Below are 19,114 nucleotides of genomic sequence, written 5' to 3'. Positions count from 1 at the left end.
GCTGCCGGTTAGGGCACTGTGCGGTTCCAATGAAGGAGTACGGAGATGGGAAGTATTGGCGCGACCACCTTTAATGGTGGCAGTAGCTGCAACAGCAATCAAGAGTCTGTTTGGAACGACGCTCCCTTGCTGGTGTAGCCCGCGGCCAGTTCCCGCCCTGAAGTGTCTCATTTGAGACCTTTATGGTTTTCAAGAACTGACTTAATTGAATCCTCCTGGCCATATCAGTGCACGAGTAGCCTTTACCCGACTTCTGATTCCATTCGCCCCGTCCCACTACTTGGTGCTACTTCCGCGGAGCCTGCAGCCCACTTATGAAGTACGCAGAAGGACCGAAGACCGGACGGAGACAGCGCTGTCATCCCTGCTCAGGGGCCTCTTCCGGGACAACCACCGGGTGCCGGATGTCCCGCTTCGCATCAAGGAGTTCCGCGCGCCGGCTGACTCCAAGCTTGGCGAAGATCCGGCTCAAGTGTCCCTCCACTGTCCGCGGCGACAGGGACAGCGCCGCGGCGACGTCGGCGTTCGTGGACCCGGCGGCCACGAACTCCAGGATCTCCGCTTCCCGGGCCGTCAGCACCGGCCCACGTTCGCTGTGGACGACGTCCATCTGCCCGGAGATGCCGGCATCGACCATGAGGTGATGGAGTCGGCGCTGGACCGCGGTGATTCTCCAGCGGTCCGGGCTGTGTTCCAAGCACGCGGCCGCCTGCTGGGCGGCTTCCAGCGCCAGAAGCCCGTGGCCGGCGGCCGCTGCTTCGTCGCTGATCGCGATCAGCCCGGCGGCGTCTCCGCTGGACACTGCGCGGGCGTGAGCCTCCAGCAGCCGCGCTTCGCGCCCCTCCACGGCGCTGCTGCTGGAGGCCAAGGCCGGGGCCGTGCCCGTGTCGCCGTTTCTGAGGACCAGCCTTCGAATATCCGTTTCAACGCCCCGGAGGCCTTGGCGCTGCGCCTCGTCCGCCAAGGCTCCGAGATCCCCGTGGCCGCCGACGAGGCCGGTAAGAAGTTCCACCGTCACGCAATACGCCTCGGAGAGCAGTCGAAGGCTCTGCGGCCCGCGGTAGGCGGCGGCGCGGAAACCGTTCGCCTGCTCTTGAGCTTCGTCCGGGTGGCCGGCCAGGACGGCAGCATAGCCGGTCACGGCATGTGCGAAAGACAGTAGTTCCAGGGGATCGGCGATGCTGAGTTCTTCAACGCCCAGGATCAGCTCGGCCAGGCTCTCCAGGATCCGTCCCTGGCGCAGCAGGGCGTACCCGCGCATCGCGTGCAGCATCCCCCCGGTGTACAACAGCCGGGCCGGATGTTCAGCGGCGTAGTCGTCCAGGACCTCTGCGAGTTCCCCCCATTCCCCGGTCCGAATGAGGCTGAGGCTGTGGCGTGCCAGCAGCTCTTCCTCGGCCAGCGGCATCGTCAGCCCCGCACCGTGCACACCCGCCCAGGCCTCGCGGTCCAGTCGCAGCCCTGCCAGCAGCCGGCCCTGGGCTGCCCGAAGTTCGGCAAGGAGGGAGACCGCCGGGAGTCGGATCTCCGGAAGGGTGGCTGCGGCGTCGATGAGGTCCGTGAGTTCCGCCTCAACGTCCGACGACGGGCCTTCCCACCGGCGGTGCAGGATGCCGGCCGCCACGCCGGCGGCGGGCGACTGCGACCACGAGGACTCGCTGGTGGTCAGCTCACGTCCGTTTCCGTGGTCCGTCTGCGCCTCCCTACCCTGCGGCTCGACGTTGAAACCGGCTGGCAGCAGGGCGGCGAGTCGTGCCGCGAGGTAGAACGGCCGGCCGTGGCGCCAAGGCCGCGCCGCTCCCAGGCAGGCGGCGGCTTCCCCGGGAAGCCCCAGGAGGTAGTGCGCGTACGCGAGGTGGATTCTGGCCTCCGGGAGGTACCGGACGTCCCGGATAGCCTGGGCAGCCTGGATCGCGACTGCTGGTTCCAGGTCCGCGTTGGCCGTCGCGGCCGCCTGGAGCAGCTGTTCCGGCGGCACCTGTGCACCGCAGTCCAAGGACCAGCGGAGCTGGTTCAGGAACGCCTCGGGCCGGACCACCCCTGCCGAGGGCAGGGCAAGCAGGCTGGCCCGCAAGGTTGCACTCTGGCCGGCCGGGGCGCGGCGGCGGATGATTTCGCCCAGCAGCGGACTGGCCGGCCGTACAGTCCGGTCATGTCCGGGGCTGACGGTGATGATTCCCGCTGCTTCCAGTGCGTCGACAGCTTTGGGGCTGCTGAACCGCAGGATCTGACCCAATGAGAGCGGCCCGGCCAGGGCCACGATGGCGGCTACCGTTCTCTCCTCCGGGGTCATGGAACGCAGCTGCTGGTCGACGACGTCCGCGGCGGGCACCCCGGCCAGGTCGGGACTGGTGCATAGGAACCACACCCCGTGACGAAGCACGAGGGCGCCGCTCGTCCGCGCATGCTCGATCAGTGACATGAGCATCAGCGGGTTGCCCTCTGCCACCTCGGCGAACACCGCACTCACCCAGGGCGATACCTCGGCCCGGAGCACCTGTTCACAGAGCTCGTGGACCGCGGGGCGGGTGAGGGGTGACAGCTCGAACTTGGAAAGGAGCCCGTCGTCCCACAGGGTCAGGAACTGCTCCGGGATCGACGGGCCCGGCCGGCTGGTAGCCAGGATGTCGGCGGCACCTACCGCAACGGCGCGGGCAAGCAGTTCCGTGGTCCCCCGGTCCAGGCACTGGGCGTCGTCGATCGCGAACAGCGGCCGGACCGCCTCAGCCTTGAGGCGGTCCGACATGGCTCGGAGGACGGCAGAGTAGGAATCCAGCTCGGAATCCGGCAGCTCGGACAGATAAGGCGCCAGGGCTCCGAACGGCACAGCTGCCAGGGCCCGGGTGGCGACCAGGCGGATCACTGTCCCCCGTGGACGCAATTCGCGGAGCACCGCCTTGTACACCGCCGTCTTGCCGGTTCCCGGGGCCCCGACGATCAGGACACCTGACCTTGAGTCGTCGAGCAGGGACCGTGCCACATCGTGGACCAGGCCGGACCGCCCAATCAAGGGGGCGGTCTCAGCGAGGCCCTCCATCCCTGACACCTCCCCCGGTCCCCGATCCAACCCTGGCAGTCGTTTGGCGGAAGTGCCCGGGCTCAGCCGAGCCGGGCGCTTTCCGCCGGCGTGGAGATGACATCTTTGAGTTCCGATCTGCTGGCCACATGGAGCTTGGAGTACACCTGGTAAAGGTGACCCTCAACCGTGCGGACCGAAACATGCATCTGTTCGGCGATCTTGCGGTTGGAGGTTCCGGCAGCAGCCCTGACCGCGACTTCGCATTCCCTGGCTGTCAGGGTCGACGTCGTGAGCGAGTGCAGGCCATTTTTCGGGCTGCCGAACCTGTCGTCGAGGGACTGCTGCGTGCGCTGTCCGATCCGCAAGGCGATCCGGTTGCCGGCGTCGTTGGCGGAATTGACTGACTTGCGCGCCGCGTCCCTCGCGAAAATCGCGTTGCCGGCAGAGTCGGAGTCCTTCGACACGGCCAGAAGCTGCTCGCTGTCCGATTCCTTCACGCCCTCGGAGAGCCGCACGCAGAGGGCGGCGAAAGTTCCGGTGACGCGGACGGCAAGACTCCCGAGCTTCAAGGCGACCTGACGGTCACCAAGCCGGGCGGCGGCGGAGAGGAACAACAGCCCCGGGGTCAGCGCCGAGGAGCCGGTGTCGCGGTCGGCCTCGGCCACGAGTCCGCGGATAGCCGTCGCCCGCTGCCCAAGCTCGGCCAAGGCACAGAGTTCGAAGTACCGGGTCATCCGGCCTACCAGCCACGATGCGTGCGGCTGCAGCTGGGCCAACTCCGCCAGCTGAAGGCTGGCCTTCTCCTCGTCCCCTTGCAGGGCCGCGGCATAGGCGAAGGCGGCCATCGCCAGGCCGGCCACAGAGTCGGGATCCTGGGCAAGGAGCTGCTCCGTACCGGCCTGGAGCCGCGGCAGCGCATCGTCGAGGAGCCCGGCATGGAGGTCGAGGACTCCCTGCCCGATCTCGAACATTCCGCCCAGCCGTTCCTGCGGGTCAGCGGTGCCCGACGAACCCGCCAGGAACGCGGCGGCCTCACGGAACTTGGCCGAGAGCAGCATCAGGAGCAGAAACCGGCCCCTGATCTCCCGCACGGCGCGGTCCGCAAGCGCGACCGACCCGGCTGCGGCAATGACCTGCTTGCCGAGGCCAAGCGCCGCGATGACGTTTCCGGTGACGGCCATGGCTTCGCAGCGCAGGCTCGCGGTCAGAATCCCGGCTTCGGTGTCCAGCAGGCTGCCGCCCGGGTTGTCGGTCATGGACAGGACATCCTGGTAGCGGCCCTCGAATACGGCGAGCTCCGCTTCAGCCAGCCGCAGTCGCTGCCAGGCCGTATCCAGGACAGCCGGATCCTCGTCGGGCTCAGCAGAGAGCCTCCGTCCGATCTCCTGAAGCCTGGCGTGGGCGTCAGCCGCCGTGGAGTCGCTCCGTTTGTCCAGCTCGGCCCGGAGAAGCTGCAGCGAGGTCCAGTCAGCCAGCGGAATGTCCTCGCCCGCAGCAGAATCCAGGGTGAAGAGTACCCGGCGCGCGGAGTCGGAGTTGTTTGCCGAAAGGTGGGCCTGGACTGACTCGACGGCGACCCGGGAAACGGCACCGCGGCCCTGGATTTCGTGCAGGAATCTCAGCGCCGCGGCCGGATCGGATGAGTTGTTCGCCATCCGCGCCGCAGCCAGCGCCAGTTCCGGGCTGATCTGCTCGCCGCAGTCCAGCGCCCAAGCGACACCGGCGGAGCTGCCGGCATCAGCCTGTTCCGAGTCCTGGAGCACGGCCGTCAGCCGACGGCGGAGCTCCGCGCTGCGTCCTGGGGGCACCACGCTGGCAACGATGCCGGCCGACAACCGGTTGGCGACGCTGACCATCGGCGGGTGTTCATGGCTCACGTGGATCATGGCACGCTCCTGCAGGGCGTCCATGTCCTGCGGGTCCGCGATGTTCATGAGCGTCTGCAGCGGGACCGCTCCGGCCAGTGCCAGCAGTTCAAAAACGTCGCGCTGGCCCGGGCTCAGCCGGTTCAGGCGGGCTTTCACCACATCGCGGATCTCCCCGGTCAGGGCGATGGGACCTTTGCCCAGGACCCAGACGCCGTCTTGGCGGACGATCGTCCCCAGTTTGATCTGTTCCCTTGCGAGGGAGTGAAGAAAGAGTGCGTTTCCGCCGCTTGCGCTCCACAGGGCCCGGGCGGCGGTGTGCGAGAACCGGCCGCCGTATTCGTGGCCCAGCGACGCCGCGACTTCGTTGAAGTCGAACGGTGCGAGATCCATCCGCTTCAGCAGGTCATCCTTCCACAGCCCCATGATGTCCCCGCCAACATGGGGGAGGTCCACGCAGGCCGCCAGCAGGGTGACGTGCGCCCCGGCGCTCAGCTGGGCCACCATCATGCTGGACAGCTCGTCCAGGTCATGGGCGTTGTCTACGAAGAGGATGACGCTCCGCCCCTGCGCTTTGTTGTGGAGCACCTGGGTGAGTCCACGCAGAACCATCAGGGGGTGCTCAAGGTGGGATGCGTCCAGATCGTTGAGCAGAACGCTCAGGGCGCCATAGGGGAGCTTCGAGGAGATGGAGCTGCCGCGGATCTGGACCACTGCGTAATCCGGGCCGAGCTGTTCAAGGGCGCGCTGGGCGATGAATGACTTTCCCGCCCCGTGTTCCCCCACCAGGACGACGCCGCAGCCGGAGCCTGCGGTCAGCGTCTCGACGACCTCCGCAACAACATGGTTGCGGATAAAGGGTTTCTCGTAGCGCCCCGGAAGGAAGCGCTGTGCTGTTGATATCGCATCTGTTTTACCGCTGCCCGCAGGCAGCCCGACGTCGTGCTGAAACATGAGTGAGACCTTCGCAATCAATGGTTGACCAGTGATAAGTCAAAGCTATGGACCACGCGTCTTTTCGGTATGCGTAAGTAGTACTCGATTACGCAGCGGGTACTTGGCCGGGTCTACGCAGGTGTACTCAGTTCCGGCGGGACACTCAGGTGCCGGAACCAAGTAGTCGGCGGCCCGCCCCGGGTGTCCTTGCCGTAGCGGTGGCCGTCCCGACGTCGGAGGCCCGGGTAAGCCGGGCCTCGGACCCCGCGTACTGGCTACTCCGGTGGCCCGGTTCCCGGCCGCCAGACCGAGTTTCCGGCATTACTGGTTTCCAGGAGTACTGGTTTTTGTCGCTACTGGTTTTCCCGCTACTGGTTACGGGTTAGCGGTCCGGGTGAACGTCCGGGAGATCAGTTGCCGGCCATGCCGGGGAGCTGGTCCCGGCCCTTGACGTTCAGCTTGGCGTAGCTCCGGTACAGGTGGCCCTCAACCGTGCGGATGGATACGTGGAGTTCCGCGGCGATCCTCCGGTCGCTAAGGCCACGGACGGCCAGGGCAACGATGTCCCGTTCCCGCCGTGTCAGCAGTCCCAGGGCGTCTTCGGCGCCCTCCGGCTCCTGGCCCGGCGCGTCGTCCGCCCGGTCCAGGCAGCGCTTGCGATGGGACATGGCCATGCGTTCCCGCAGGGAATCTCCGGCGGCCCGGAAGGCATTGGCGGCGGCGTCATAGGCAAGTGCAGCGAAGCCCCAAAGCTCGGCTTCTTCACAACTTTTGGCGGCCGCCAGGTGGTCCGCCGCCAGATCCGTACTGATCGCGGCGGCATAGTCGCAGATGGCGGCCGGCCGGGGGCCCTCCAACTGGGGCTTCAGCTCCAGCAGCCGGGATGCAGCCTTCCGGTCCCCCAAGGCAAGACAGAACGCGAGCGCGTCGAATTCCAGCCCCGCAGTGTTCTGTCCGTCGTCCGGCCGGCCAAGCAGCCGAAGCTCGGCGATGGCCTCGGGATGGTTTCCAAGACGCGCCTTGCCGTACACCACCGCCATCGCGGCGAGTCCCCGCAGATAACGTGAGACGGCCGGCGGTAAAGCCTCATAGTCGGCGAGGAACGAGGCGGCTTTGTCCCTTGCACCGACTTCCGCGGCGGCAGCAAATGCCATCGCCGCCGTTAGGCCGAACAGCTGCTGGGGATCCGCCAGCCGCAAAGATTCGAGGGCAGCGCTTAGCGTGTTCAAGGCCTGCGCCGCCTTCCCCTGGTAGAGCAGGATGACGCCGCGCGCCGCATGCACCCCTCCGCCGAAGGAAATCAGGCTGGGTCCGCTGCCCGCGGCGAAGCGGCCCAGCAATGTCTCGGCCGCCGGCCAGTCGCCGGCATGGATCGCTGCGGCGGAAGTCCGGACCACCAGGAAATCCGTGAGGAAGTGCAGTTCGTCGTGCCCGGCGCCGGCAGCGGTCAGGGCTTCGGAGGCAACGGCGAACGCACTGACTGACTTACCCTCGACGAGGAGCCGCTCGGACTCCAGGGAGAGCCTGAACGCCTGGTCCAGGTGGTTGGCCGGCGGCCCCGCAGGCGCTGCCCCGGGTTCGGCGCGCCGGTCCGTCCCGCCTTCTCCGGCCATGGCCAGTACCATGCTCCGGATGGTCGCATACCGGTCCGTCGTGGCCGCGCGGATACGCCGGGCTTCGGCCGGTTTCTCCTGCGCCAGCCGCTCGCCGGCGCTGAGGAGAACCTCCGCCCGCTGCATGATGTCCTCCGGTGCGTGGCCCTGCGCGGACAGCACGGCGGCCCACAGCAGGGTGCCGGTCAAAAGACTCGCCACACTGTGGCCCTTGCCGAAGTCCACTTCCAGGATTTCCCGCGCCACGGCGTAGTCGGAGGCGTTGTAGTGGGTCCGGGCCGTCACCGACCGCGCCGCCCCCTGCAGCTCGGGGTCCTTGACCAGGGATGCGGCCTTGCGCGCCAGCTCGTCCTGGTACAGCCGGCTCGCCAGCGTCGCGGCCCGGAGCAGCTGCCGGTCCGGCAGCTCCGCGCCGCATTCCATGGACCAGCTGACCTGCCGCAGCAGCCCTTCGGCGGAGGCGGGCTCTTTATCCATGAGCCGCAGCAGGCTCTGCCGGAGCTGGAGGCTGCGTGCGGGGGAAATCAGGTTGCGCAACGCGTCACCGTACACGGCATGCCGCAGCCGCAGTTCGGGAACGGAGGACGTCGTGACCCGGATCAGCTCGTGCTCGATCAAGGCCCCCACGGCCTGTTCGCCGACCACCGCCTCAATCAGTTCCTTGGACACCGGCTCGGCGAGCGCCACCAGGTTCAGGGCCTGCCGTTCCTCCGGCGAGCGCCGCAGCAGCTGCCGGCGGACGACGTCGGTGAGCCGGTCGCCATGACTGTTCAGGGGCCGGGTCAGCAGCCAGACCCCGTTCCGTTGGAGCAGCGTGCCGTCGTGCTTCGCGTCGTCGATCAGGGAACTAAGCAGCAGGGGGTTGCCTTCGGAGGCCTCCCAGAGAAGCTCGGCGACGTTCGGGAGGATCTGGGTGCCCAGCGTCAGTTCCAGCATTTCGGTCGTCTGCTGCTGCGTCAGGGGACGCAGATCGTGCCGTTCGGCGATGCCCTCAAACCACAGCTGGAGCAGCGGTTCGGGCAGCCCTGGCCGTGCGGCGGCCCCGACCAGCAGCTTCGCCCAGCCGGCGGCGGCCAGCTCCACCAGGATTCCCGCCGTCGCCTCGTCGAGGTCGTGCGCGTCGTCCACGATCAGCAGCAGGGGCTTCTGCGCTGCGCGCCGTTCCTCCTCCAGTTGGCTCCACAGGGTCCTGAGGACTGCCAGTTGCGAAGTCGCTTCCTGCACCGGAAGGCCGACGATGAACGGCCCGAGCACGCCGTACGGGACATGCGTCAGCGAGGGGCTGCCGTGGATCCGGATCGGTGTCACCTCGGACTCGAGTTCGGCGACAACGGCCTCCAGCAGGGTGGACTTCCCGATCCCGCTGTCCCCGAGCAGCAGAACAGCGACGTGCGTGCCACCTCGGAGTGCCGCTACCGCTGACCCCAGGTCTTCCGTCCGCCCCGTCAGGGCCGCTGCTGTCTCGGCTCCGGGGACGGTGGGGCGCGGCCTAGATGAGTCCAAGCAGATCACTCCGGGAGGACACTCCGAGCTTCGTGAATACCTGGTAGAGATGGCCCTCCACGGTTCTCACGGAAATTCCGATGTCCAGGGCGATGTCCTTATTGGAAACGCCGTTGCCGGCCAGGGTGGCAATTTGGCGCTCCCGTTCAGTCAACAGCGGCCCCTTGTTGCGGGGCGTGATTGGCAACGCGGGCACGGACTCCGAAAGTTTGTCCAGCATGGTGTGCGCGGTGCTGGCGGTCCCGCTCAGCCCCTCCGCCTGGGCGAAGTCGAAGGCCAGAGCAGCGCAGCGGGCCTGCACGGCGTCGAGCTCCAGGCTGGCGGAGAGCTCTGCGGCCTGTAGCATGATCGCGGCGTCCTTGGTCCGGCTTCCTATGGCGACGATCCGGGACAACTCCGCCAACGGGCCCTGCCGCCGTCCGGCGATCTCCTCCATGAAGTGGAAGTCCTTGGCCGTGCCGTTGACGGTGGCGCCGAACATGCAGATGCCGGCCAGGGTGTAGCGGCCGGCCCGGTAGTGTCCCTCGGCCGTGTGCACCAGCCGGTCCCTCGCTTCGGGATCGCCCAGCCAGCGCGAGGCCATGTCCATGCAGAACTCGGCGGAGGTGCGGATGGCAAAGCGGGCCGGTCCCTCGGCGGAACGGGCCCGGTCAAGATAGATGGTTGCCTGGATGGAATTGCCCGTCTGCGCGTACGCGAAGGCCGTGGCGGCGTACGCCTGCCGCAGCGACTGCAGGCTTGACCGCACCTCGAGCTGGGCTATGGCCGCCAGCAGCGGGTCCAGCGCCAGGTACCCGCGGCCGGCGTAGACATACGCGAGACCGACGGCGAGATCCGTCGCGGCACTTCCGGAGTGCAGGCCGTGCCCGGCCCGTCCGCTGGCATCCTTGAGCATGCCGATGCTCTGACGCCAGTGCCCGGACAAGAGCAGCACGTTGAACGACCGCCAGGCGAAATTCTCACGGATCCGGGGAACGTTTGACCACTCCCCCAGCTGGCCGCCGATCTCGCGCATGAGACTTCGGGCGTCGAGCTCCTTGCCCGTCAGGCAGAGGGCTTCCATCAGGATGATCGCACACCGGATTCTGTGCACCGGATCGATGCCCCGACCGTCCGCTGCCGCCGCCTTGAGCCGGTCCATCATGGGTTCAAAGTCACCAATGAAGGAAAGGAAGTTGAACTCGCAGAGGTCCAGGCACAATGCCGCCCGGTTGAGGTCTTCCTGAGATTCGGTAGGCGCATCAACGCTCAGCTCCTGGAGCCGCAGCCGGGCCTGCCGGATCATTTCAGGGACCTTGCCGGACCGGTCCTCCAACCAGGACATGCAGTCAGCCTTGGCCGTGATCAGCTCGGCGAACACCACCGCCCCCAGGGCCCGGGTCTGTTCCTCCGAGATGTCGTCGAGGGCGGACATTGCCTGCAAAGGCAGACCCAGCTGCAGGTAAGCCGCCGATTTCTGGAGTTGCCCCTCGGCCCATTCCCGGTCCCCGGGGCTCAGGCTGCCGGCACATTCGAGCGCAAACTTCGGATCGAAAAGTTTGACCGCGGCCTGTGCCGCCGCCAGCGCATGGGCGGGGGCCAACGGGGCCTGGCAGTCGTGGGTCCAGGCCGCATAGGCGAGCAGGTCCTCCACCGTCAACTCGCCGAGCTCGTCAGGCTGATGTCCCGGGACCTTGTCCCGCAACTCCAGGCGGCGCTCCACGCTGAGCCAGTTGCGGACGATGTCGCCCAGGTAGCGGTCTCCGAGGGAAACGAAGTGGCGGTCGGTGCGGTCGACGACGATCTGGCCGGCGTCCTCCATGTCCGCAATGACGCCGGCCCCGTACATCCTCGCAAGCCGGGACAGCGCCATGGTCCGGGCGCAGGATAAGACCTCGATCACTTCCTTGGCCACCGGTGTTTCGCGGGCATAGCGGGCCCGGACGATGTCCTCCAGCCCGGTGCGTCCGTCGAGGACGACTTCGTCCAGCAGCGTCCAGACCGAGCCGGACAGCACAAGGTTGCCACGCTCGATCTGTTCGGAAACGACGGCCTGCAGCAGTGTCGGACTGCCGCCCACGAGCTGGTGCATCTGGCTGGCGAGGGCGCTCGAGACGCGGTGACCGAGCGCCTCCTGCAGCACGTCCAGGGTTTCCAGCTCCGTGAGGTTGGCGAGCCGGACTTCCGCCAGCTGGCCCGAGGTGATGAGCCAGTAGAAGTCAGGGGGCAGGTCCGTGGTGCGCTGGGCCGTCGCTATGAGCCGGGCCGTCTGGGTCTGCAGCAGGTTGAGCAGGACGCCGGTACTCAGTTCGTCCAGGGCACCGGCGTTGTCCAGCAGTATGACGCACGGCCGTCCCGCCGCGTCGTCGCGGATCAGGGAAGTGATGCCGTGCAGGATGGCAGTCGGGGATCCGAGGGAGCTCTGCGGCAGGCGCGCGAGCGTGAACGCGAGGCAGCCGTACGGCGTGGTGGAACCTGGTCCCGAACTGCGCAGCTGCAGGGTGTAGACGTCCGGACCGAACCCGGCCAGTGCGGTGCGCCCTACGAGCGACTTGCCGACTCCCCGGTCACCGGTGATGACGACGCCCGTCCGGCCGTCGGCCAGCAGTGACTCGCGGACACGCTCCGCGTCCGCGGCGCGCGCAAGACCGGACCACCGGTGTCTGTTGACCGCACCGGCAACGTGTTCTTCGGCGGGTGCCAATGTAGTGGAAACATTTCCCCAGCCCAGTGATTCCCTCGACATCCAGTTTCCTTCGTACCGCTTTGCGGGCATCCCCAGATATGCCCGCTTAGAAGTAGCGTATCCCTATCCCCCGACATGAGAGTAGAGCGATCATAGCGGGTATTGCAGATCGTTGAAAAGGAAAGTCCGGCGGCGCGGGTCGCGCCTACGGGGCCTTGGCCGGATGGAACTGCTGCTGGGCGGCGAGCAGGCCGTCCCGGACGAGGCATTCCACGGCATCCGCCGCGGAATCGAGCAGGAACGGGAGTTCCTTTTTTCGGTCGAGGAGAAGTCCCGGAGCACGTAGTCTGCGGTGTCCATCCGTCCGGGTGGCCGCCCGACACCCACGCGGACCCGCAAGTAGTCCTTGGTGGCGAGGGCCTTAGAAATATCGCGCAGCCCGTTGTGGCCGCCCTCGCCGCCGCCGATCTTGATTTTTACAGTGTTAAAAGGAATGTCGATTTCGTCGTGCACGGCGATGACGTGGCCGGGATCGATGTCGAAGAACTTCGCCAGCGCCGAAACCGGCCCGCCCGAAACGTTCATGAAGCTCAGCGGCTTGGCCAGCACCACACGGGGACCGCCGATGCCGAGCCGCCCTTCGAGGACCTGCGCACGGGACTTGGACGACTTGAAGCCGCCGCCGACGCGCGTGGCCAGTTCGTCCAGGACCATCTGCCCGACGTTGTGCCGGTTGTGCGCATACTCGGCTCCCGGGTTGCCAAGGCCTACGATCAGCCAGTTGTCAGTCATCGATCAATCCTTCTGGTGGGAGGTCCGGTTCCGGGGAGACGGGGTAGGTTGCCGGGCCGGAGTGCCTCCGGCTGCGGAGACGACGGCGGCCGGGCCCCAAAAGGGACCCGGCCACCGGAGAAGTCGCCGGAATTACTCGGCTGCGACGGAGGAACCGGCCGTGGTGTCAGCCGATGCCTCTTCCTCGGATACCTCAGTGGCCTCGGAGATGTGCACGACGAGGGACTCGGGGTCGGCCAGCAGGATGGAGCCCTGCGGCAGGACCAGGTCGGAAGCGTGGATGTGCTCGCCGGCGGTGCGTCCCTCGATGCTGACCTCGATGGCGGTCGGCAGGTGGGTTGCCTCGGCCTCAAGGGAAACGACGGTCATTTCCTGGTTGTAGGCGTTGCCCGGGGCAAGCTCGCCGGTCAGGTGCACGGGAATGTCCACGGTGACCTTCTCGCCGGTGCGGACGGTCAGGAGGTCCAGGTGCTCGATGATCTGCTTGATCGGGTTGCGCTGGATGTCCTTGACCAGGGCGAGGTGCTTCTCGCCGTTGATGTCCAGGGTCAGGAGGGCGTTGGCAACGCGGACGGCCAGCGTGGTGGCCTTGGACGGCAGGGTGATGTGGATCGGCTCTGCGCCGTGGCCGTAGATGACGGCCGGGATCAGGCCTTCCATGCGGGCGCGGCGGGCGAAGCCCTTTCCGAATTCGGTGCGTAGTTCTGCTGCGAGCTTCTGCTCAGCCATGGGTATCTCCTAGGTGGACTAGCGGTGTTCAGCAAGGGCGGAGGTCTGTTTGCGACCTTCAACGCCGGGTGGCCAGGGGGCCGCCCTTCCGAAGGGAGATTCAGACCCAGTCGATAACGGAGACCAGCACCGGTTTCCCGTAGATGCGGAATACCAGTTGCTCTCCCTCGCCAAGGTTTCGGTATAAGGCTACCAGCGCCGGGCCCGGTTCCGAAAACCGGGCCCGGCATCGGGCGATCGCGTCAGGCGTTGCCGTCGAAGAGGCTGGTCACGGAGCCGTCGTCGAACACTTCGCGGATGGCGCGGGCGATCAGCGGTGCGATGGACAGCACAGTGAGCTGCGGGAACCGCTTTTCCGCGCCGATCGGCAGGGTGTCCGTGACCACGACTTCGCGGGCCCCCGACTCTGACAGGCGCCGGGCCGCCGGATCCGAGAAGACGGCGTGGGTCGCGGCGATGATGACGTCTTTGGCCCCGGCGTTCTTGAGCACCTGGACGGCGCCGGAAATCGTTCCGCCGGTGTCAATCATGTCGTCGATCAGGACGCACGTGCGGCCCTCGATCTGCCCGACGACGGTCTTCGAGACGGCCTGGTTGGGCACCGTGAGGTCGCGGCTCTTGTGCACGAAGGCCAGCGGGGCACCGCCGAGACGCTCCGCCCACTGCTCGGCGACGCGGACGCGGCCGGTGTCCGGAGACACCACCGTGATGTCGTCCGAGCCGACCCGGGTCCGGATGTAGTCGGCCAAAAGCGGGATGGCCATGAGGTGGTCCACGGGCCCGTCAAAGAAGCCCTGGATCTGGGAAGTGTGCAGGTCCACGCTCATGATGCGGTCGGCGCCGGCGGTCTTGTAGAGATCGGCGACGAGGCGGGCCGAGATCGGCTCCCGGCCGCGGCCCTTCTTGTCCTGGCGGGCGTAGGGGTAGAACGGCGAGACCACAGTGATGCGCTTGGCGGAGGCCCGCTTCAGGGAATCGATCATGATCAGCTGTTCCATGAGCCAGTTGTTCAGCGGGGCCGGGTGCGCCTGGATGACGAAGGCATCGGTGCCGCGGACGCTTTCGCCGGCCCGCACGTAGATCTCGCCGTTGGCAAAGTCATAGGCGTCCAGGGGCAGCAGCTCGGTTCCCAGCTCCTTGGCAATCTCTTTCGCCAGCTCGGGATGTGCACGCCCGGCGGCAAGCACAAGCTTCTTCTCGCCGCGTGCCGTAATTTCGCTCATGATTGCTAGCCCTCTTCTGTTGATGCCGGAGTAGTGGAGGAAGTTGGGGCGGCGGCCTCGGCCAGCGCTGCGGAGATCGAGCCCGGCCGGTTCGCGAGGACCCAGCCTTCATCGTTGCGCTGCTTGGCCACGGACACGGCCAGGGCGCCGGCCGGCACATCGCGGCGGATCACGGCACCGGCACCGCTGTAGGCGCCGTCGCCCACCTGCACCGGGGCCACGAACACCGTGTTGGAGCCGGTGCGGACACCGGAACCGATGACGGTCCGGTGCTTCTTCTCGCCGTCGTAGTTGGCGGTGATGTTGCCGCAGCCGATGTTGGTGTCCTCGCCGATCTCCGCGTCCCCGGCGTAGCCGAGGTGGGAGAGCTTGGAGCCGCGGCCGATCGTGACGTTCTTCGTCTCGTAGAAGGCGCCGATCTTGCCGGTCTCGCCCAGCACCGTGCCGGGCCGCAGGTACGTGAAGGGTCCGACGCTTGCCCTGGCGCCGATCATGGAGCCGGAACCGTGCGTGCGGATCACGGTCGCACCCTCGCCCACCTGGACGTCGGTCAGGGTGGTGTCGGGGCCGACGACGGCGTCCCGCGCCACCGTTGTTGCGCCGTGCAGCTGGGTGTTGGGCAGCAGGCGGACGTCCTCGTCGAGGGTGACGGTGGCGTCGATCCACGTGGTGGCCGGGTCCACGACGGTGACTCCGGCGCGCATCCAGGCTTCGACGGTGCGCCGGTTGTGCTCCGCGCCGAGGGCCGAGAGCTGCACGCGGTCATTGGCGCCTTCGACCTGCCAACGGTCTTCGGTGACGACGGCGGCCACCCGGCCGCCGGCCGCGCGGGCCAGGGCCAGGACGTCGGTGAGGTACTTTTCGCCCTGCGCGTTGTCCGTGGTGACGTGGGCGAGCGCGCCGCGCAGCACGGCGGCATCGAAGGCGTAAATGCCGGAGTTGACTTCGCGGATGCCGCGTTCGGCGTCCGTGGCGTCCTTGTGTTCCCGGATGCCGGTGACGGTTCCGTCCGCGGCGCGGAGGATGCGGCCGTAGCCGGTGGCGTCATCCAGCACGGCGGTAAGCACCGTGACGGCATTGCGGTCCGCTTCGTGGACGGCCACCAGTTCGGCCAGAAGCTGACCGGTAAGGAGGGGGACGTCGCCGTAGGTGACGACGACGGTGCCGCTGAGCGACGCGCCGGCGTCGAGCGCCTCGAGGGCGGCCTCCACGGCACGCCCGGTGCCTGGGACCTCGTCCTGGTCGACGATCAGCGCGCCCGGATCAAGGGCGGCGATATGGGCGGCTACGAGGTCACGTTCGTGCCGGACAACAAGGGCCAGCTCCCTCGGATGAATGGCGCGGGCGGCGGCGAGCGCGTGCCCTACGAGCGAGCGCCCGCCGATTTCGTGGAGGATTTTCGGGGTACGGGATTTCATCCGGGTACCGGCACCTGCAGCTAGGACGATCACGGCGGCTGGGCCGGAATTCTCGGGGCTCACGTACGGGCTCTCCTTGCTCAGTGGCTTAGCTTCCGCCGCTGTTCGGTGGATCTGCTTGCCCCGCGGCTGAGGCCCTGTTGGAGCACCTCGGTTGCCGGATCCGCGCGGCCTGTCCGGACCGGAATCCGGTCACGGCGTCAGTTTCATCCTACTGGACCAGCGCCTGACCCCACCCGTCAGGGGCTGTTCCATGCCCCGCTGACGCGCGGCAGTTCCGCCCATAGGATTCGAACCTATACTCCACGGCTCCAAAGGCCGGGGTGCTGCCATTACACCAGGGCGGACCATGCCGGGGGCGCAAAGCCCCGGTGGCACGAGAACCAATTCTGCCATGAAGGTTGAGCCTCGTGCGACTCAGCCAGCGCGACGCCTCCGGAGCCCTACTCGCCCAGGACTTCGAGTGCCGCGAGCCACTCGAGTTCGAGGGCTTCGCGTTCGCCGGCGAGGTCCTTGAGTTTCTTGTTCAGTTCACCGAGCTGGCCGACAGCTGAGGGGTCGGCTGCAGCGGTGGTCATCTGGGCGTGGACCTTGTCCTCCTGCTGCTTGAGCTTGCCCAGCTGGCGGTCAATGCGGTTCTTGGCCTTGCGGGCATCGCGCTTTTCGGCCTCGGACGGGCCGCTCACCGCGGGCGCGGAGTCGGCACTGGCGGAGGTGACGGGGTTGCCGCCACCGGTGATGGTGGAGCCGGCGAGGGCCCCTTCGCGCAGTTCGAGGTACTGGTCCACGCCGCGCGGCAGGGCCCGGATCTTGCCGTCGCCCAGGAGCGCCATCTGGTGGTCCGTGACGCGCTCCAGCAGGTAGCGGTCGTGGCTGACGACGACGAGCGTGCCGGGCCAGCCGTCCAGCACGTCCTCGACAGCGGCGAGGGTGTCGGTGTCGAGGTCGTTGGTCGGCTCGTCAAGCATCAGCACGTTCGGCTCGCCCACGAGCAGGCGCAGGAGCTGCAGCCGGCGACGTTCGCCACCGGAGAGGTCCTTGACCGGGGTCCACTGCTTCTCGTTGGTGAAGCCGAGTTGCTCCACGAGCTGGCCGGCGGTGAATTCCTTGCCGCCGACGTTGAAGGACCGCTTTTCGCGCTCGATCACTTCGATCACGCGCAGGTCCGAGACGTCGTCGAGCTCCTTGACCTCCTGGGTCAGGACCGCGGTGACCACCGTCTTGCCGCGCTTGACCTTCCCGGAGGTGGGCTGGATTTCGCCGTTGAGGAGCTTCAGCAGCGTGGTCTTGCCCGCGCCGTTGACGCCCACGAGGCCCAGCCGTTCACCCGGGGCGAGGCGCAGCGTGATGTTGTCGAAGAGTTTCTGCCCGGGCTCGCCGCCGAGGAAGTCCAGCGAGACGTTCTCGAGGTCCAGGACGTCCTTGCCGAGCCGGGCGGTGGCCATCTTGCTCAGGGCCGTCGAGTCACGCGGCTCGGGGACGTCGGCGATCAGGGCGTTGGCGGCCTCGATCCGGAACTTGGGCTTGGCGGTGCGGGCCGGGGCGCCGCGCCGGAGCCAGGCGAGCTCCTTCTTCACGAGCTGCTGGCGCTTGCTCTCCACCACGGAAGCGGACCGGTCCCGTTCGGCGCGGGCCAGCACATAGGCGGCGTAGCCGCCGTCGAACGGGTCCATGATGCCGTCGTGGATTTCCCAAGTCTTGGTGCAGACTTCGTCGAGGAACCAGCGGTCGTGGGTGACCACCAGGAAGGCGCCCTGGTTGGCCCGCCAGCGGGTCTTCAGGTGCCGGGACAGCCACGCGACGCCTTCGACGTCGAGGTGGTTGGTGGGCTCGTCGAGCATGATGACGTCGTGGTCCTCGATCAGCAGCTTGGCGAGGGCCACACGCCGCTTCTGCCCGCCGGAGAGCGCGTGCACGTTGGCGTGCCAGTCGACGTCGGACACGAGTCCGCCCATGACTTCGCGGATCTGGGGATTGCGGGCCCATTCATAGTCGGCCTGGTCCCCGACGATCGCCGCGCCGACGGTGAGGTCTCCGTCGAGCACGTCGCTCTGGTCCAGGTAGCCGATGTTGACCTCGCTGCGCTTGGTCACCCGGCCGGAGTCCGGAGTGGAGCGCGTTGCCAGCAGCCGCATGAGGGTCGACTTGCCGTCGCCGTTGCGGCCCACCATGCCGATCCGGTCGCCCTCTTCCAGGCCGAGGGTGATGCCATCGAGGACGGTACGGGTTGCATACGAAACCGTGAGGTTCTCGCCGCCGAGAAGGTGTGCCACTGGGAACTGCTTTCCTAGATGAAATGGTGGAGCTGAAGAGCACCGGCGAAACGGCCGAAGCTTCTAAAGGAGCGTATCGGAGATGATGCGTGCCCCGTGCACCGGCCCGTGCACGGCCATGGCGTCGAGGCCGTGATGGCGGAGGTCCTCGGCCAGTCCGGCGGCGGCTCCCGGGCTGTGCGCCAGGAAGGCCACGGTGGGTCCGGACCCCGAGACAATTCCCGCGATGGCGCCACACGATTCGCCGAGCCCCAGGGTGTCGCGGAGCTGCGGCGCCAGTTCGATCGAGGCCCGCTGGAGGTCATTGACCAGGACCCGGCTCAGGGCGTCCGCGTCTCCCCCGCGCAGCGCCTTGAGGATTCGAGGGTCCACGGAGCTGGGTTCCTCGACGCGGATTCCTTCCGCCGTCCGCAGCCGGTCCAGGGTCCGGTAGACCTCCGGGGTGGGCAGGCCGAAGTCAGCGGTGACGAGCACCCAGTCCGTCTGGGCCTTGACGAGCGCCGGTGACAGGTCATCCCCCAGGCCAAGTCCGACGGCGGTGCCGCCGAGCAGGGAAAACGGGACGTCCGCGCCGAGTTCAGCGGCGAGGTGCGCCAGCTCGTCCCGGGAAAGTCCGCTGTTCCACAGTGCGTCGCAGGCGAGCAGGGTGGCGGCGGCGTCGGCTGAGCCTCCGCCCATGCCGCCCGCCACGGGGACCCGTTTCGTGAGTTCGAGGTGCACCCCGGTGGAGTGCTCCGAGACGTCGGCCATGATGGCCGCGGCCTTGTAGGCCAGATTGCGCTTGTCGAGGGGGATGTCGGCGGCGTCGAGGTCCAGCGTGCTCGCCGGGCTGAGGCTCACCGTGATTTCGCCGGTGTCCGTGCTGGTGGCGGCCACTTCCTCGTAGAGGGACACCGCGAGGTAGACGCTGGCGACGGAGTGGTAGCCGTCCGGCCGCAGGGGTCCGACGTCTAGTGAGACGTTTACTTTGCCGGGAGCCTTGACCCGGACGGTCCTCGCGGCAAAGCGCCCTCTCACTGCGTTCATGGCACCACGCTATGGCATGGCGGTGCCATGCTCAAAGCCTTGCCCGCGGAGC

The 19,114-nt window shown here is 67.5% G+C and carries 9 protein-coding genes, 1 tRNA gene and 1 pseudogene; all 11 read right to left on the bottom strand.

The genetic code is table 11. The features are described from left to right. Window positions 1–358 precede the first annotated feature (358 nt). The gene (locus OM977_RS05865; RefSeq protein ID WP_264356577.1) at window positions 359–3,037 is read right to left on the bottom strand and encodes a LuxR C-terminal-related transcriptional regulator; all 2,679 of its coding nucleotides are present in this window, start codon (window positions 3,035–3,037) and stop codon (window positions 359–361) included. 62 nt (window positions 3,038–3,099) lie between these two features. Next, entirely contained in the window at window positions 3,100–5,838 is a 2,739-nt protein-coding gene (locus tag OM977_RS05860) for a helix-turn-helix transcriptional regulator (RefSeq protein WP_264356576.1), read from the bottom strand. A gap of 392 nt (window positions 5,839–6,230) precedes the next feature. Next, the gene (locus tag OM977_RS05855) at window positions 6,231–8,936 is read right to left on the bottom strand and encodes a LuxR C-terminal-related transcriptional regulator (protein WP_264356575.1); all 2,706 of its coding nucleotides are present in this window, start codon (window positions 8,934–8,936) and stop codon (window positions 6,231–6,233) included. Beyond that, window positions 8,923–11,661 (bottom strand): response regulator transcription factor, encoded by a 2,739-nt coding sequence (locus tag OM977_RS05850; RefSeq protein ID WP_264356574.1) that lies wholly within the window; start codon window positions 11,659–11,661, stop codon window positions 8,923–8,925. The genes OM977_RS05855 and OM977_RS05850 overlap by 14 nt, the downstream gene beginning before the upstream one ends. Window positions 11,662–11,806: 145 nt before the next feature. Next, window positions 11,807–12,393 (bottom strand): annotated as a pseudogene (gene pth, locus OM977_RS05845) (aminoacyl-tRNA hydrolase). A 132-nt stretch (window positions 12,394–12,525) separates the two neighbouring features. After that, complete coding sequence (locus tag OM977_RS05840) at window positions 12,526–13,122, bottom strand: 50S ribosomal protein L25/general stress protein Ctc (RefSeq protein WP_264356573.1); 597 nt, start codon at window positions 13,120–13,122, stop codon at window positions 12,526–12,528. A 242-nt stretch (window positions 13,123–13,364) separates the two neighbouring features. After that, window positions 13,365–14,345 (bottom strand): ribose-phosphate diphosphokinase, encoded by a 981-nt coding sequence (locus tag OM977_RS05835; RefSeq protein WP_264356572.1) that lies wholly within the window; start codon window positions 14,343–14,345, stop codon window positions 13,365–13,367. A 5-nt stretch (window positions 14,346–14,350) separates the two neighbouring features. After that, on the bottom strand, window positions 14,351–15,826 hold the full coding sequence (gene glmU, locus OM977_RS05830; RefSeq protein WP_264356571.1) for a bifunctional UDP-N-acetylglucosamine diphosphorylase/glucosamine-1-phosphate N-acetyltransferase GlmU: 1,476 nt from the start codon (window positions 15,824–15,826) through the stop codon (window positions 14,351–14,353). Between the two features lie 212 nt (window positions 15,827–16,038). Then, window positions 16,039–16,110 (bottom strand) — tRNA-Gln (locus tag OM977_RS05825). A gap of 96 nt (window positions 16,111–16,206) precedes the next feature. Beyond that, the gene (locus OM977_RS05820) at window positions 16,207–18,036 is read right to left on the bottom strand and encodes an ABC-F family ATP-binding cassette domain-containing protein (RefSeq protein WP_264356570.1); all 1,830 of its coding nucleotides are present in this window, start codon (window positions 18,034–18,036) and stop codon (window positions 16,207–16,209) included. Window positions 18,037–18,099: 63 nt separating this feature from the next. Further along, window positions 18,100–19,062 (bottom strand): 4-(cytidine 5'-diphospho)-2-C-methyl-D-erythritol kinase, encoded by a 963-nt coding sequence (locus OM977_RS05815; RefSeq protein ID WP_264356569.1) that lies wholly within the window; start codon window positions 19,060–19,062, stop codon window positions 18,100–18,102. Between the last annotated feature and the right edge of the window lie 52 nt (window positions 19,063–19,114).

It is taken from the genome of Pseudarthrobacter sp. MM222 (assembly GCF_947090775.1).
Classification (GTDB): Bacteria; Actinomycetota; Actinomycetes; order Actinomycetales; family Micrococcaceae; genus Arthrobacter.
The sequence above is the reverse complement of the archived record's forward strand: the minus strand, read 5'-3'. Positions and strand labels throughout refer to the sequence as shown.